Below are 14,766 nucleotides of genomic sequence, written 5' to 3'. Positions count from 1 at the left end.
AACCTCGAGGCCGACAATGTCGGCGTCGTGATCTTCGGGTCGGACTCGGAGATCAAGGAAGGCGACGTCGTCAAGCGCACCGGCACGATCGTCGACGTCCCCGTCGGCAAGGGTCTGCTCGGTCGCGTGGTCGATGGCCTCGGCAACCCGATCGACGGCAAGGGGCCGATCGTCAGCGACCAGCGCAGCCGCGTCGAAGTCAAGGCGCCGGGCATCATCCCGCGCCAGTCGGTGTTCGAGCCGATGCAGTCGGGCCTGAAGGCGATCGACGCGCTCGTTCCCGTCGGCCGCGGCCAGCGCGAGCTGATCATCGGCGATCGCCAGACCGGCAAATCGGCCGTCGCGATCGACACGTTCATCAACCAGAAGACGGTCAACGCCGGCGACGATGAGTCGAAGAAGCTGTATTGCGTCTATGTCGCGATCGGCCAGAAGCGCTCGACCGTGGCGCAGCTCGTCAAGACGCTGACCGAAAACGGCGCGATGGACTATTCGATCGTGGTAGCCGCGACCGCGTCCGACCCCGCCCCGCTCCAGTTCCTCGCGCCCTACACCGGCACCGCGATGGGCGAGTATTTCCGCGACAACGGCATGCACGCTTTGATCGTGTTCGACGATCTGTCGAAGCAGGCGGTCGCGTATCGCCAGATGTCGCTGCTGCTGCGCCGCCCGCCGGGCCGCGAAGCCTATCCGGGCGACGTGTTCTATCTCCACTCGCGCTTGCTCGAGCGCGCCGCCAAGATGTCGGACAAGATGGGCGGCGGGTCGCTGACCGCGCTGCCGATCATCGAAACGCAGGCGGGCGACGTGTCGGCCTACATCCCGACCAACGTGATTTCGATCACCGACGGCCAGATCTTCCTCGAAACCGACCTGTTCTTCGCGGGTATCCGCCCGGCGATCAACGTCGGACTGTCGGTCAGCCGCGTCGGCTCGGCCGCGCAGACCAAGGCGATGAAGAAGGTGTCGGGCTCGATCAAGCTAGAGCTGGCGCAGTACCGCGAAATGGCGGCGTTCGCGCAGTTCGGCTCGGACCTCGACGCGTCGACGCAAAAGCTGCTCAACCGCGGCGCGCGCCTGACCGAATTGCTCAAGCAGCCGCAGTTCTCGCCTTTGCCCTTCGAGGAGCAGACCGCGTCGATCTTCGCCGGTACGCAAGGCTATCTCGACACCGTGCCGGTCGAAGCCGTGGTGCGCTACGAGACGGCGATGCTCGCCGACCTGCGCGCCAACCACAAGGGCGTGCTCAAGTCGATCCGCGACAGCAAGGATTTGAAGGACGACGTCCGCGACCAGCTCAAGGCCGCGCTCGACGCCTTCGCCAAGACGTTCGCGTAACGGATAGCTAGATGGCGACGCTCAAGGCCCTCAAGGTCCGCATCGGCTCGGTCAAGTCGACGCAGAAGATCACCAAGGCGATGAAGATGGTCGCCGCCGCGAAACTGCGCCGCGCGCAGGACGCGGCCGAAGCCGGGCGTCCCTATGCGCAGCGGATCGAGGCGGTCGTCGCCAGCCTGGCGTCGCAAGTGACGATCGGCCCGTCCTCGCCCAAATTGCTCGCGGGCACCGGCAAGGACCAGGTCCATCTGTTCGTCGTCGCGACGTCGGACAAGGGGCTGGCCGGCGCGTTCAACACCAACATCGCGCGGCTCGCGCGGCGCCGCGCGGCGGAGATGATCGCCGACGGCAAGACGGTGAAATTCTACACGATCGGCAAGAAGGGCCGCGCGGTGCTCAACCGCCTGTACCCGAAGGACTTCATCCATTCGATCGAGCCGGGCGCGCTCGACCGGCTCGTCTTCCCCGACGCGCGCGGCTATGCCGACGACCTGATCGCGCGCTTCGAAGCGGGCGAGTTCGACGTGGCGCACCTGTTCTTCTCGAACTTCAAGTCGGTGCTGACGCAGGAGCCGACCGAGCAGCAGCTGATCCCGGTCGCGATTCCCGCGGCGTCGGACGTCACGCTGACCCCCGCCGACTACGAGCCCGACGAAGAGGAAATCCTCGCCGAGCTGCTGCCGCGCAACGTCGCGGTGCAGATTTTCCGCGCGATGCGCGAGAATGCCGCGTCGGAGCAGGGCAGCAAGATGACCGCGATGGACAATGCCACGCGCAACGCCGGCGACCTGATCAACCGGCTGACGATCCAGTATAACCGCAGCCGCCAGGCCGCGATCACGACGGAACTCGTCGAGATTATTTCTGGAGCGGAAGCCCTTTAGGCTTGCTGTTCCCCGGCGAAGGCCGGGGCCCAGTATCGGACCGCTCGCAACTGGACCCCGGCCTCCGCCGGGGCACGAATTGAAGAAGGCAGGAAGAAAACATGGCAACCGCTGCTCCCAAGACCAAGGCTCCGGCCAAGAAGGCCGCCGCGCCCAAGGCCGCGGCCCCTACCGCCGCCGCACCGGCGACGACCAATAATGTCGGCGTGATCTCGCAGGTCATCGGCGCCGTCGTCGACGTGACCTTTCCGGACAATCTTCCGGCGATCCTCTCGGCGCTCGAAACCGATAACAACGGCAACCGGCTGGTGCTCGAAGTCGCGCAGCATCTCGGCGAGAACACCGTCCGCACGATCGCGATGGACGCGACGGAGGGCCTGACCCGCGGCCAGAACGTAACCGACACCGGGTCGCAGATCCGCGTGCCCGTCGGCCCCGCCACACTCGGCCGCATCCTCAACGTCATCGGCGAGCCGATCGACGAACGCGGGCCCGTCGCGACCGACATGCGCCATCCGATCCACGCGCTGGCGCCATTGTTCGTCGACCAGTCGACCGAAAGCTCGATCCTGGTCACCGGCATCAAGGTGATCGACCTGCTCGCGCCCTACGCCAAGGGCGGCAAGATCGGCCTGTTCGGCGGCGCCGGGGTCGGCAAGACCGTGCTCATCCAGGAGCTGATCAACAACATCGCCAAGGGCCATGGCGGCACGTCGGTGTTCGCGGGCGTCGGTGAGCGCACGCGCGAGGGCAACGACCTTTATCACGAATTCCTCGACGCGGGCGTCATTGCCAAGGACAAGGACGGCAACGCCGTCTCCGAAGGCTCGAAGGTCGCACTGGTCTACGGCCAGATGAACGAGCCTCCCGGGGCGCGTGCGCGCGTCGCGCTGTCGGGCCTGACAATCGCCGAATATTTCCGCGACGTCGAAGGGCAGGACGTGTTGTTCTTCGTCGACAACATCTTCCGCTTCACCCAGGCGGGCGCCGAAGTGTCGGCGCTGCTCGGCCGCATTCCGTCGGCGGTGGGCTATCAGCCGACTTTGTCGACCGACATGGGCGCGCTGCAGGAGCGCATCACCTCGACCAACAAGGGGTCGATCACCTCGGTGCAGGCCGTGTATGTCCCCGCCGACGATCTCACCGACCCGGCGCCGGCGACCTCGTTCGCCCACTTGGACGCGACGACGGTGCTCAACCGCGCGATCTCGGAGCTCGGCATCTACCCGGCGGTCGACCCGCTCGATTCGACCAGCCGCGTGCTCGAACCCCGCGTCGTCGGCCAGGAGCATTACGACACCGCCCGCGCGGTCCAGTCGATCCTGCAGAAGTACAAGTCGCTGCAGGACATCATTGCCATTCTCGGCATGGACGAATTGTCCGAAGAGGACAAGATCACCGTCAGCCGCGCGCGCAAGATCCAGCGCTTCCTCAGCCAGCCGTTCCACGTCGCCGAGGTGTTCACCAACATCCCCGGCAAGTTCGTCGCGATCGAGGACACCGTGAAGTCGTTCAAGGCGGTGGTCGAGGGCGAGTACGATCACTTGCCCGAAGGCGCGTTCTACATGGTCGGCGGGATCGACGAAGCCGTCGCGAAGGCCGAAAAGATGGCGGCCGAGGCGTAATGCTGCACTTCGAACTCGTCACACCGGAAAAGCTGCTCCGCTCGGAGGACGTCTATATGGTCGTCGTGCCGGGGACGGAGGGGGATTTCGGCGTGTTGGAGGGCCACGCGCCCGTCATGTCGACGATCCGCGACGGCAATCTGGCGGTCTATGCGGCCGACAAGGGTGAGCCGGAGCTGGTGCCGATCCAGGGCGGCTTCGCCGAGGTCTCGACGAGCGGTCTTACCGTTCTCGCCGAACAGGCCGGCTAACACTGCACGTGCTCCGGCGAAGGCCGGAGCGTTGGCCGGTAGGGACCGCTCGAAATCCAACGCTCCGGCCTTCGCCGGAGCACGCGCTTCTCAATTCCCGCCCTGCCGCTGGTATTTCCAGCCGAATTTCTGGCTGCCGTCCATCTGCCCGATCTCCGCGCGCAATCCCATGCCGTCGCGCCAATAATGGATGCGTTGCGGGTAATCGTGGCTCGGGTTCGAAAACACGATGTCGCGCGGCCCCGCCGACACCATCGGGAACGCGACCCGCGCGCCGCCCTTGACCGATCCGTAGAATGTCAGCGCGCCATCGGCGCCGCGTTCGATCTGCATGGTTTCCCATGACTTGACCTGGTCGCCACGGCCGTCGCGGCCCGACCCCATCATCTGGTCGGCGCGCGGGCCGGTCCAGCATTCCTCGGTCCAACTGGTGCCTTTCTGCTCCAGCCAGCATCCGCTCAACCAGCCCGGCATCGCCGGCGCGCTCGACGCACCCGTCGCCAGCATCGCGAGCCCCAACGCTATTGTTCGCCGCATTCGTCCCTCCCGATCGAAAGATCGGGCATAGCAGATTCATGCTTCAAATGTAGGATTTGCCGTGTCAGCGTCGGCCGATGCCGATTTTCACCGTTTCTTCCGCGACCGCGACCGTGCCCGGCGCGTCGCCGTCGCGTCGCCGTCGCCGGCGCGGTGCGTGGGTGTCGCGCCAGCGTCGCGTCGATGGCGCGCTTATGTCGCGTGGGTGGCGCGTCAGCGACGCATGGCCGGTGCGGCGTGATCGCCTGACCGGCGCATGGCGGGCGCGTGACGCCGAAATCCCCAATCCACCCTCAACTTCCTCAACATTCGACCGCGCCGCGGCGGGACTCAGCGCGGAGTCGCCCGAACGCGAACGCTCTGCTAGGCATGGCGCACAGACCGGCACCGGCCGGCGCCAAGGAGAGTGCGCATGCAGCAACTGAGCGCGCAGGACGCGTCGTTCGTCTATATGGAAACGCCGCACACGCCGATGCATATCGGGTCGGTCGGCATCTACGATCCCTCCACCGCGCCCGACGGGTTCGTCCGCTTCAAGGATGTCCTGCGCTTTATCGAGCAGCGCTTGCCGGGCGCGCGCTCTTTCCGCCAGCGCCTCGTCCGCGTGCCGTTCGATGTCGATCATCCCTATTGGATCGAGGACCCGGAGTTCGACATCGAATTCCACGTCCGCCACATCGCGCTGCCCAAGCCCGGCGACTGGCGGCAATTGTGCATCCAGGTCGCACGGCTCCACGCGCGGCCGATGGATCTGACCAAGCCGCTCTGGGAATTCACCGTGGTCGAGGGACTCGACAATATCCCCGGCCTGCCGCCGGGCTGTTTCGCGCTCGTCTCCAAGGTCCACCACGCCGCGATCGACGGCATGTCGGGAGTCGAGATGTCGGCCGCGGTGCACGACCTCGACGCGAGCATGAAGACGCCCGACAAGCCCGACGACTGGTCGCCCGAGAACATGCCGCGCGTCGCCGACCTCCTCACCCGCAGCTATTTCAACAACCTCCTCCAGCCGATGCGGATCGCCGAGACGATCGGCCGGTCGCTCCCCGGCATGGCCAAGCTGGCGGTGCAGGCGGGCAAGGGCGACGTCTCCCTCAAGAACAGCCGTCCCGCGCCCAAGACGCGGCTCAACGGCAAGGTGTCGGCGCATCGCGTGTGGGATGCGGTGCCGTTCAAGCTCGCCGAAGTGCGCGCGATCAAGGAAGCGGTAGCGGACGCGACGGTCAACGATGTCATCCTGGCCGTCGTCGGTGGCGCGCTGCGAACCTACCTCAAGGACAAAGGCGAACTGCCCAAGGAAACGCTGACCGCGATGGCGCCGATCTCGGTGCGGCAGGAGGGCGAGAAGGCGGCGCTGGGCAACCTCGTCTCGGCGATGGTGGTCGGGCTGGGCACGCAGATCGAGGACCCGCTCGAACGGCTGCGCTTCGTCCATGACGATGCGGTCAATTCGAAGGCGATGACCAACGCGGTCGGCGCGAAGACACTCGCCGACTACAGCAAGCTGATCCCATCGGGCCTCGCCGGGCTCGGCGCGCGGCTCTACACGCGGGTCGGCGCGGCCAACATGCACGCGCCCGCGTTCAACTGCGTCGTCACCAACGTGCCGGGCAGCCGCGTGCCGCTGTATTTCTGCGGCGCGCGGATGGTCGCGATGTACGGCACCGCGCCGGTGTTCGACAGCATGGGGCTGATCAACACGGTCTATTCGTACGGCGACACGATCGCGGTGTCGTTCACCGCCGACCGCGACATGATGCCCGATCCGGATAGCTATGCCGATGCGTTGCGGTCGTCGTTCGCGGCGCTGAAGGTGGCGGCGCTCAAGCCCGCTGCGCCGAAAAAGGAAGCCAACGAGAACAAGCCGGCGCGCAAGGCACCGGCTAAACCCAAACCCGCGCCGAAGCGCGCTGCCAAGGGAGCAAAATGATGGCGAAGAAGGTCAAGGACGCGATCGACAAGGGCGCGAAACGCGCGAAGGACGCCCCCGATAAGGCCGCTGCGGCGACGAAGAAGGCCACCGACCGTGCGGCCAAGGCCGCCAAGGACGCAACGGATCGCGCCGCAAAGGGCGCCAAGTCTGCCGCTGACCGCGTCGAAGGTGTCGGCGCGAGCATCCGCAAGTCGGGCGAGAAGCTCGCCAAGCAAGGCAATTCGATCAGCATGAAAGTGATCGAGCACGCCGAGGCCAACACCCGCGAGGCGTTCGCCGCGATGCGCAAGGCGGCGGGCGCGAAGTCACCGGCCGAGGTGGCGAAGATCCAGGGCGAGTATCTACGCGATCAGGGCGCGCGGGCGCTGGCGCACGCACGGGAGATCGGCGACCTGATCATGCAGTTCGGCCGCGATGCGACGGGCGCGGGCAAGAAATAGGAGCCTCGCCCATGCTGCGTGCCGTTCTCGGCAGCGTCGCGCTTGTCTGCGCGGTGGCCGGCTTCCGTCCGCCGCCGCGCAGGATGTTCCCTCGACGGCACGCGATGGTCAAAAGGACTTCGATTTCGAGATCGGTACCTGGACCACCTCGGTTCGCGTGCTGCGTAACCCGCTGTCCGGGCAAACGCCCGATTGGGTCGAGTATGAGGGCACCAGCATCGTCAAGCCGCTGCTCGATGGCAGAGCCAACTTCGTCGAACTGTCCGTGACAGGCGCGAAGAGCAAGATCGAGGGCGGGTCGTTGCGCCTCTACAACCCGCAGACGCGGCAATGGAGCCTCAACTTCGCGTCCTTGCGAAACGGCATGCTCACCGCGCCGGTCTATGGCGGGTTCGACGGCAAGGGGCGTGGCGTGTTCTACGGTCAGGACAATATCGACGGGCGCGTCGTCATCGTGCGTTTCGTCATCACGCAAGTGTCCCCGCGCGAGGCGCGTTTCGACCAGGCGTTTTCGGCCGATGCCGGCGCGACGTGGGAAACCAATTGGATCGCGGTCGATACGCTACGGACGCGCTCGAGCGGTTAGGCGTGCCCCGCTGAGGGATACACGAACGCGCGGATGCCGCTGCGTTCGAACGGGTGCCAGTCGTCTTCGGCCTGCGCCAGGCGATCGGCGATCGCGTAGAGCACGCTGGCGTTGACGCCGAGCCCGCAATGGCTGCCATGGACCTCGATATTGTCGGACATCGGCCCGATTTCCTCGCAGCAATTCTGCCACGCGACGACGCCGTCGGCGCGCGAATAGATTGCGGTCGAGGGGACCGGGGGCGGGGCCGAGACTTCGTGAAGCTGCGCCTTGGTATGATCGGCGTCGATCTTCTGCCCGGTCAGCATTTCGTATGCGCGCCACACGTTCGACGCCTTCGGGCTGCCCGAGAAGGGCGAGCCGAGCGTGATGACTTGGCGGATCGCATGCGGAATGCGCTTGGCGACGAGCCGCGCCATGACGCCGCCGAGGCTCCAGCCGACCAGGCTGACCTTCTGTCCGGTCGCCTCGTGCACCGCGAGCACACGGTCGATCAGCTTCTCACCCTGATGCCCGATCGCCTTGGGCCCGAGGTTGCGTCCCAAATCCCACGTATGCGCATGATACCCGTGCCGCTTGAGAAAGCCGCGCAGCACCCCCGTCGACCGGTCGCTGGTGACGAAGCCAGGCAGCACGATCACCGGATGGCCGTCGCCGCGCGGCGCGGTGGCCAGCGCCGGCGCCGCCCAAGGCAATGCCGCGAGTTCGAACAGCGCGCGCGGCAATTCGGTCAGCGCGAGCAGCGCCGATGGCGCCTTGACGCTCGTTTGGGGTGCTGCACTGGCCATTCAATCTTCTCCTGCGTGAGCAGGGTCTACGCCCCGCCCTACTAATTCGATCCCTATTCGATACCGATTGCCTCATGCCGCGCGGCCACGCGCGCGGCGTCGTAGCTGAGGATGGTGAGGTCGTGGCTTTGCCCGTCGGTCCCGCGCACATGATCCTTGAGCATCGCCTCGGCCCGGAAACCGACACCTTCGAACAGCGCGATCGATCCGGTCTGGTCGACCGTCATCCGCGCGGTCAGCTTGGCAAGTCCTCGTTCGCGCGCGATCATGAAAATGCCCTGGAGCAAGTCGCTGCCCAAGCCCGATCCGCGCCGCCCGGGCGCGACCAGCAGACGGACTTCGCCGACATGCGCCGACCAGCCCAGCGGGTCGTGGACCAGCGCCGCGGTGGCGACGATTGCGCCCTTATCCTCCGCGATTAGACTGTCGATCTCGCCTTCTTCGATCGCCTTGAGCCATGCCGCCACCACGCGCGGCTCGCGCACGTCGCGGCTGAGGAACAGCAGATCGTGCTCGGGGAGGGTCGCGGCGAATGCGATTACCTTGTCGCGATCCTCGGGGCGGAAGCGGCGGATAGCGTGGCTCATGTCGACCGCTCGCCCAGCCATGCGACGAGGTTGGGCCACAACCGCTTGATCGCGTTGCCCCCCGCGACCAGACTGACATGTCCGCCCTTGAGCATCATTTCCTGCTTGTCGGTCGATCCGATCATGTCGATCAGCGGCGCCGACGCGGCGGTCGGCACGATATGATCGTGCTCAGCTGCGACGTGGAGGAACGGGACGGTGATCCTGCCGAGGTCGATGGCCCTTCCGCCAACCTCCATCCCGCCCTCATAAAGCTGGTTGCCCCACATCAGTTTCTTGGTGGTCTCGCGGAAATATTCGCCCGCCAGCGGGAGCGTGTCACTGCTCCAGCGATCGAACATGCGATAGGATTTGACGAAATCGTCGTTCCACAGATTGTCGTAGAGCCGCACATTGCCGACCGCGCGCGCGGCGGGGCGCAGCATGTCGAATGCGGTGTAGAGGTAATCGCCCGGGCAATTGCCGAACGTATCGACCAGTTTGTCGACGTCGAAGAAACGGCGGTCCGCCCAGCTCTGGAACATCTCCATCTTCGAGAAATCGACCGGCGTCGTGAAGGTGACGAGGTTGGCGAGCCCCGCATCGGGATGAAGCGCCGCCCATAGCAACGACAGCACCCCCCCGAAGCAATAGCCGACCACGGTGATATCGTTCTCACCCGTCTCCGCCTTCACCCGCGCGACTGCGGCGGGGAGGAAATCGAGCACATAGCTGTCGAGGCTGAGGCTCTTCTCGTCGGCGCGCGGCGCGTCCCAATCGAGCATGAACACGTCGAACCCGGCCTCGAGCAAATATTCGACCAGACTCTGCCCCGGCACCATATCGAAGATATAGCCGCGGTTGGTCGTCGCCATCACCAGCAGGATTGGCACGCGGTACACGTCGTCGGTGCGCGGATGGTAATGATAGAGCCGCATCGTGCCGCGCTCGATCAGCACGTCCTTGGGGGTCGCGCCGAGCGCCGGGCCGCTGGTCTGGAAGTATTCGAGACCCTTGAGGTTGCGCTGCATCGCCCGTTCGAACTCGACGCGCGCGGCGTCGGTCATGTCGAGGGCGGCGGTCGCCAAAGCGTCAGGCTTTCGCCGCGGGCGGTTTGCGGGTCCGGCTCGGTTTGGGCCGATTGGTGCGCTCGGGCGGGCCGCCCAATTTCTCCTCTATCCGCCCCAGCGTCGCTTCCATCCGCGCGAGGCGGGCGGACAGGTCCTCGATCTCGGCGCGGCTGGGCATGTTGGCGGCGGCGAGCGCGAGAGTCATCATGCCGCTGATCGCCTCTTGGGAGTTCATCTGCGCGGCGGTCGCACCGTGCATGAAGCGCGTGAATTCGTCCGACTTGGCGAGGCCCCCGCCAAGGCTGTTCGCCATCTTCTCCCATTCGCCCAGCATCTCGCGGAACATCGCGGCCGGATCGGTGCTTGTCATGGGCACATCGTGAGTCGGGCGGGCGCTCAGGTCAAGCAGGCATTTGCTGCAGGCCGGGGCGCAGCACAACCAAACCCATCACCCCGGGCTTGATCCGGTGCCCATCCATCCGCGACCGTGTGGCTCGTTGAGAGATGAATGCCGGATCAAGTCCGGCATGACGGCGGGCTTATCTTGGGCAGACCGAGCCACTCTCGACCCACGCCTTTGTCAGCTCCCCGAACGCCGCTTGCGTCCCCGGCGCGGGCGCGCGATCGGGACCGGGGTTCCAGCCCCAACCGACCAGCTCATCCTTGCCGTTATGCTCGATCAGCTGCGCCAGCGTCATGCCGCCGTTGCGTTTGGGATCTTTGATCGCCCCGCAGATCTGGCCGAGCGTCAGCCCCTGCCACGCCATCGATTTGGGCGCGAGGTGCCATTTGGGGTTACCCGGCTCTGTGCCAGTCCCGTTGGCGAATTTGGCGTTGCGCGGGCCGTGACATGTGCCGCATTCCATCCCAGCCGCGCCCATCCCGTCGGGACCACGCGTAACCGGCGGGTTGTGCACGACCATCGCATCGCCTTGGGTCGGGCTGTCGGTGCGCGGGTGACAGTTGAGACAGCGCGGCGAGGTCAGCACCTTGCCCATTTCGGTGAAGATCGCCGCCGACCGTACGTTCTTGTCGGCAATCGACGCAAATGCCGTCGCCGGCTTGAGGCCATTCGCAGCCTCCCCATGGGCGATGGCGAAGGGAAGGATAAAGGCGGCTGCCACGAAGGCCGCTAGCCCGAAGCGCGGAAGCGTCATCATGCCTTACCTCCCGTGTTGGAGGCATGGATGAATGGCAGTCGTTCCACCACTTTACCGGTCAATTTGCGCCACGCGTTCGCGACTGCGGGCGCGGCGGGCGGGAGGCCGGGCTCGCCGATCCCGGTCGGGTCCGCGGTCGATTTGACGATCGCCACCTCGACATCGGGCATCTCGCCGATCCGCAACGACCGGTAGGTGTCGAAATTCGACTGCTGCACCACGCCTCCCTCGCCGAGCGTGATCTCCGAATAGAGCGCGTGCCCCAGCCCATAGCCGACCCCACCCTCGACCTGTGCACGCATGACGTTGGGGTTGATCGCCACCCCGCAATCGATCGCCGCCCAGATCTTGTGGACGCGCGGCACGCCTTCGCTGCCGACCGACACTTCGGCGATCTGCGCGACGTACGACCCGAAGCTCTTGTGGAACGCGACACCGCGCGCGCGGCCCGATTTGGCGGTTAGCCCGCCGGCGAGTTCGGCGACCTTTCGGAGCACCGCCTTCGCCCTATCTTCTTTCATTAGCGCCAGCCGCGCCTTGATCGGATCGCCCTTCCCCAGCTCGATCAGCCGGTCGAGGAACGTCTCCATCACGTACGCCGTGTGCGTGTTGCCAACCGACCGCCACCACAGGGTCGGCACGCCGTTCTTCATCTCGTTTGCGCCGACGCGGAGATTGGGAAAGGCGTAGGCGCTCTTAGTCAGCCCCTCGACCATCGCCTCGTCAAACTTTTCCGCCGGATTGAAGAAGGCGGTGCCGCGCATGAACGATTGCCCCGCAGTGCGCACGTCGAGCCCGACAATCGCACCCTTGGCATCAACCCCGCCCGAAATATGGTGGACCATCAGCGGACGATAGCGCCCGCCGCGAATGTCGTTTTCGCGAGTCCATAAATGCTTGACTGGGGTCGTGCCGCCGAGCGCCTTGCACGCCATCGCCGCCTCGACCGCATTGCCCATGTCGGGCGTCGCCCGCCTGCCAAAACTGCCCCCGGCATATTGTTCGTGGAGCGTCATCCCGGCGAATGGCACGCCAAGCACTCCCGCGACGGCCGCTGTGTCGCCGACCTGAAACTGGCTGCCGGCGTAGAAATCGGCGCCACCGGCGCGCGGCTCGATCACCGCGTCCATCGGCTCCATCGGCGCGTGGGCGAGGAATGGGAAGATGTAGGTCGCGTCGAGTTTCTTAGCAGCGCCGGCGATGGCCTTGGCGGCGTCGCCGTTGGCCTCGCACTCGACCCCAGGGTTGGCGTTCGCCGCCTTGTAGGTCGCGATCAGTTGCTCGCTCGACCGTGTTTCCGCTTTCGACAAGTCCCAATCGATGCTAAGCGTCTTGCGCCCCTTCATCGCCGTGAACGTATCTTTGGCATAAACGACGACACCCTGCGGGATCGTCTTGACCGCGACGACGCCGGGCACCGCCAGCGCTGCTTTGTCGTCGACCGATTTCACCGTGCCGCCGAATGCCGGCGCATGCTCGATCAGGCTGACGACCATGCCGGGCCGCGTGACGTCCATCGTGAACTGCGCAGCGCCGGTCGATTTGATCAAACTGTCGATCTTGGGGACGTCGGTGCCGATCAAGGTCCATTGATCGGGTGTCTTGAGCACCGGCTTGTCGGGCACCGGCATCGTCGTGGCGGTTGCGGCGAGATCGCCGAAACTGGCTTTCTTGGCGCCATGGCTGACGACGCCTTTTGCGACCTTGATCTCCGCGGCAGGCACGTTCCATTGCTTCGCGGCGGCCGCGACCAGCATCGCACGTGCCGATGCGCCGGCGTTGCGCATCTGTGCCCAGCTATTGGCCATTGCGGTCGATCCGCCGGTGCCCATCGTGCCGAATGCGAGATTTTTATAGAGCGGGTCGTTGGCCGGCGCGAACTCGATCCGCATCTGCGACCAGTCGGCGTCCATCTCATCGGCGACGATCGTGGTCAGCCCGGTCGCCGGTCCCTGGCCGAACTCGACATGCTTGATGACGACGCTGACGGTGTTGTCGGGCAACACGCGGACGAAGGCGTTGGGGGCAAACGTGGCCGTCGCGGCGAGCGCCTTTGCGCCGCGCATGGGCAGCATCAGCCCCAGGACGAGGCCCGACCCGGCGAGGAACTGGCGGCGGTCGGCGGATAGCGCGGTCATGCCGACACCTTCACGCCGGCGGCGTCCTTGATCGCTTGGCGGATGCGGACATAGGTCGCGCAACGGCAGATATTCCCTGCCATGCCCGCGTCGATATCGGCATCGGTGGGCTTTGACTTGGCCGACAGCAATCCGATCGCGCTCATCACCTGCCCCGACTGGCAGAACCCGCATTGCGGCACGTCGATCGCCACCCACGCCTTCTGCACCGCGGCGGCGACTGGGCCGCTGACACCCTCGATCGTCGTCACCGATCTCCCCGCGACGGTATCGACCGGAGTCACGCACGACCGCCGGTTCTTGCCGTCGAGGTGGACCGTGCACGCCCCGCATTGCGCGATGCCGCAGCCGTATTTGGTGCCGGTCAGCCCGGCATAATCGCGGATCACCCAGAGGAGCGGTGTGTCGGGGTCGCCGTCGAACGACATCGTCTTGCCGTTGAGAAGGAATTCGACCGCCATCCAGCGTCTCCCTGTTCGTGCCCGCGGACACAATCCTAGACGCGTCCGATCGTTGCGCCAAGCGTCAGCACGATCGCGTCATATGATCTCAGTAAGACAGCAAAAAGCCCGCTGAGTCGTGAGACTCGCGGGCTTGTTCGCGTTTGGCGTTGGTTGCGGGGACAGGATTTGAACCTGTGACCTTCAGGTTATGAGCCTGACGAGCTACCGGGCTGCTCCACCCCGCGCCAGCGCCGACCGCCCCGGGGAGGGGGGTGGGACGATCGACATAGTGAATGGGTTCAAAAGAAACGTTCCGTGCATATTACGCACCAGCTGCAATGCCTGGCGACGACCTACTCTTCCATCGCTTGAGCGATAGTACCATCGGCGCGGTCGGGTTTCACGGCCGAGTTCGGGATGGGATCGGGTGGGACACCGACGCTATGATCACCAGGCAATGAAGCCGGTGCGCAATGCGCAGTAGAACGGTTCTTATCGGTTCCCACCAAAGCGATTGCTCTGATGGGTTCCTTAAAATCGATGCACCTTTGTATGTTCATCCGGCGAAAGCATGCCGATGAACCAAGGAATTTCATTCTGGCGTCGAACTCAATCATCCAACCGGATGGCAACGCTGAGCCGATGGCCCAATGCTGTCATTGATGGTGGAACTCTCAAGCGCGAATAGGACAATTAGTATCGGTTAGCTCCATACGTTACCGTACTTCTACATCCGATCTATCAAGGTCGTGGTCTACGACCGTCCTAAGAAATCTTATCTCGAGGGAGGCTTCCCGCTTAGATGCTTTCAGCGGTTATCCCGTCCGTACATAGCTACCCTGCTGCGCCGTTGGCACGACGACAGGTACACCAGAGGTACGTTCAACCCGGTCCTCTCGTACTAGGGTCAACTCCTCTCAAATTTCGACGCCCACGGCAGATAGGGACCAAACTGTCTCGCGACGTTCTGAACCCAGCTCACGTACCACTTTAATTGGCGAACAGCC

15 protein-coding genes, 1 tRNA gene and 2 rRNA genes are annotated in these 14,766 nt (G+C 65.2%); 7 read left to right on the top strand and 11 right to left on the bottom strand.

The window, feature by feature from the left end:
* From atpA to JWM94_RS01275, 4 genes are all read left to right on the top strand, one after another.
* Window positions 1-1,338, top strand: a 1,338-nt coding sequence (gene atpA / locus JWM94_RS01290) for a F0F1 ATP synthase subunit alpha (protein ID WP_299420188.1), incomplete at its 5' end; no start/stop codon positions are given.
* Window positions 1,339-1,349: 11 nt separating this feature from the next.
* Window positions 1,350-2,222, top strand: a complete 873-nt coding sequence (locus JWM94_RS01285) for a F0F1 ATP synthase subunit gamma (RefSeq protein WP_299420184.1) — start codon at window positions 1,350-1,352, stop codon at window positions 2,220-2,222.
* A gap of 101 nt (window positions 2,223-2,323) precedes the next feature.
* The gene (gene atpD, locus JWM94_RS01280) at window positions 2,324-3,847 is read left to right on the top strand and encodes a F0F1 ATP synthase subunit beta (RefSeq protein WP_299420181.1); all 1,524 of its coding nucleotides are present in this window, start codon (window positions 2,324-2,326) and stop codon (window positions 3,845-3,847) included.
* Window positions 3,847-4,098, top strand: coding sequence for an ATP synthase F1 subunit epsilon (locus JWM94_RS01275; RefSeq protein WP_299420177.1), 252 nt, complete (start codon window positions 3,847-3,849; stop codon window positions 4,096-4,098). Before atpD ends, JWM94_RS01275 begins: the two co-directional genes overlap by 1 nt.
* Before the next feature lie 90 nt (window positions 4,099-4,188).
* On the opposite strand, the gene JWM94_RS01270 is transcribed toward JWM94_RS01275, so the two are convergent.
* Window positions 4,189-4,635, bottom strand: coding sequence for a DUF6265 family protein (locus JWM94_RS01270; RefSeq protein ID WP_299420174.1), 447 nt, complete (start codon window positions 4,633-4,635; stop codon window positions 4,189-4,191).
* 412 nt (window positions 4,636-5,047) lie between these two features.
* Between JWM94_RS01270 and JWM94_RS01265 the strand changes: the two genes are divergently transcribed.
* From JWM94_RS01265 to JWM94_RS01255, 3 genes are all read left to right on the top strand, one after another.
* Complete coding sequence (locus JWM94_RS01265; RefSeq protein WP_299420171.1) at window positions 5,048-6,565, top strand: wax ester/triacylglycerol synthase family O-acyltransferase; 1,518 nt, start codon at window positions 5,048-5,050, stop codon at window positions 6,563-6,565.
* On the top strand, window positions 6,565-7,008 hold the full coding sequence (locus JWM94_RS01260) for a phasin family protein (protein WP_299420168.1): 444 nt from the start codon (window positions 6,565-6,567) through the stop codon (window positions 7,006-7,008). Before JWM94_RS01265 ends, JWM94_RS01260 begins: the two co-directional genes overlap by 1 nt.
* 157 nt (window positions 7,009-7,165) lie before the next feature.
* A complete protein-coding gene (locus JWM94_RS01255) occupies window positions 7,166-7,594 on the top strand; it encodes a hypothetical protein (protein ID WP_299420165.1) in 429 nt (142 codons plus the stop codon).
* Here the strand turns inward: JWM94_RS01255 and JWM94_RS01250 are convergent.
* The 10 genes from JWM94_RS01250 to JWM94_RS01205 form a co-directional block, all read right to left on the bottom strand.
* Complete coding sequence (locus tag JWM94_RS01250; RefSeq protein WP_299420161.1) at window positions 7,591-8,382, bottom strand: alpha/beta fold hydrolase; 792 nt, start codon at window positions 8,380-8,382, stop codon at window positions 7,591-7,593. The two genes, JWM94_RS01255 and JWM94_RS01250, sit on opposite strands and share 4 nt — an antisense overlap.
* A gap of 53 nt (window positions 8,383-8,435) precedes the next feature.
* Window positions 8,436-8,969 carry a GNAT family N-acetyltransferase gene (locus JWM94_RS01245; protein ID WP_299420156.1) on the bottom strand — a complete coding sequence of 178 codons (534 nt, stop codon included), beginning with the start codon at window positions 8,967-8,969 and terminating at the stop codon, window positions 8,436-8,438.
* Entirely contained in the window at window positions 8,966-10,036 is a 1,071-nt protein-coding gene (locus JWM94_RS01240) for an alpha/beta fold hydrolase (RefSeq protein WP_299420152.1), read from the bottom strand. The genes JWM94_RS01245 and JWM94_RS01240 overlap by 4 nt, the downstream gene beginning before the upstream one ends.
* A 4-nt stretch (window positions 10,037-10,040) precedes the next feature.
* Window positions 10,041-10,388: a poly(R)-hydroxyalkanoic acid synthase subunit PhaE gene (locus tag JWM94_RS01235; protein WP_299420130.1), complete on the bottom strand. Its 348-nt coding sequence runs from the start codon at window positions 10,386-10,388 to the stop codon at window positions 10,041-10,043.
* Between the two features lie 169 nt (window positions 10,389-10,557).
* Window positions 10,558-11,178, bottom strand: coding sequence for an Isoquinoline 1-oxidoreductase subunit (locus JWM94_RS01230; RefSeq protein ID WP_299420125.1), 621 nt, complete (start codon window positions 11,176-11,178; stop codon window positions 10,558-10,560).
* The gene (locus JWM94_RS01225) at window positions 11,175-13,316 is read right to left on the bottom strand and encodes a molybdopterin cofactor-binding domain-containing protein (protein ID WP_299420121.1); all 2,142 of its coding nucleotides are present in this window, start codon (window positions 13,314-13,316) and stop codon (window positions 11,175-11,177) included. Before JWM94_RS01225 ends, JWM94_RS01230 begins: the two co-directional genes overlap by 4 nt.
* Window positions 13,313-13,777 carry a (2Fe-2S)-binding protein gene (locus tag JWM94_RS01220; protein WP_299420118.1) on the bottom strand — a complete coding sequence of 155 codons (465 nt, stop codon included), beginning with the start codon at window positions 13,775-13,777 and terminating at the stop codon, window positions 13,313-13,315. The genes JWM94_RS01225 and JWM94_RS01220 overlap by 4 nt, the downstream gene beginning before the upstream one ends.
* Window positions 13,778-13,927: 150 nt before the next feature.
* Window positions 13,928-14,004: transfer RNA gene (locus JWM94_RS01215), tRNA-Met, on the bottom strand.
* Between the two features lie 95 nt (window positions 14,005-14,099).
* Window positions 14,100-14,214: ribosomal RNA gene (rrf, locus tag JWM94_RS01210) — 5S ribosomal RNA — on the bottom strand.
* Window positions 14,215-14,433: 219 nt separating this feature from the next.
* A 23S ribosomal RNA gene (locus JWM94_RS01205) occupies window positions 14,434-14,766 on the bottom strand; the annotation flags it as partial.

The sequence above is a fragment of the Sphingomonas bacterium genome, from assembly GCF_028289855.1.
In the GTDB taxonomy this organism is placed as follows: domain Bacteria; phylum Pseudomonadota; class Alphaproteobacteria; order Sphingomonadales; family Sphingomonadaceae; genus Sphingomonas.
The sequence above is the reverse complement of the archived record's forward strand: the minus strand, read 5'-3'. Positions and strand labels throughout refer to the sequence as shown.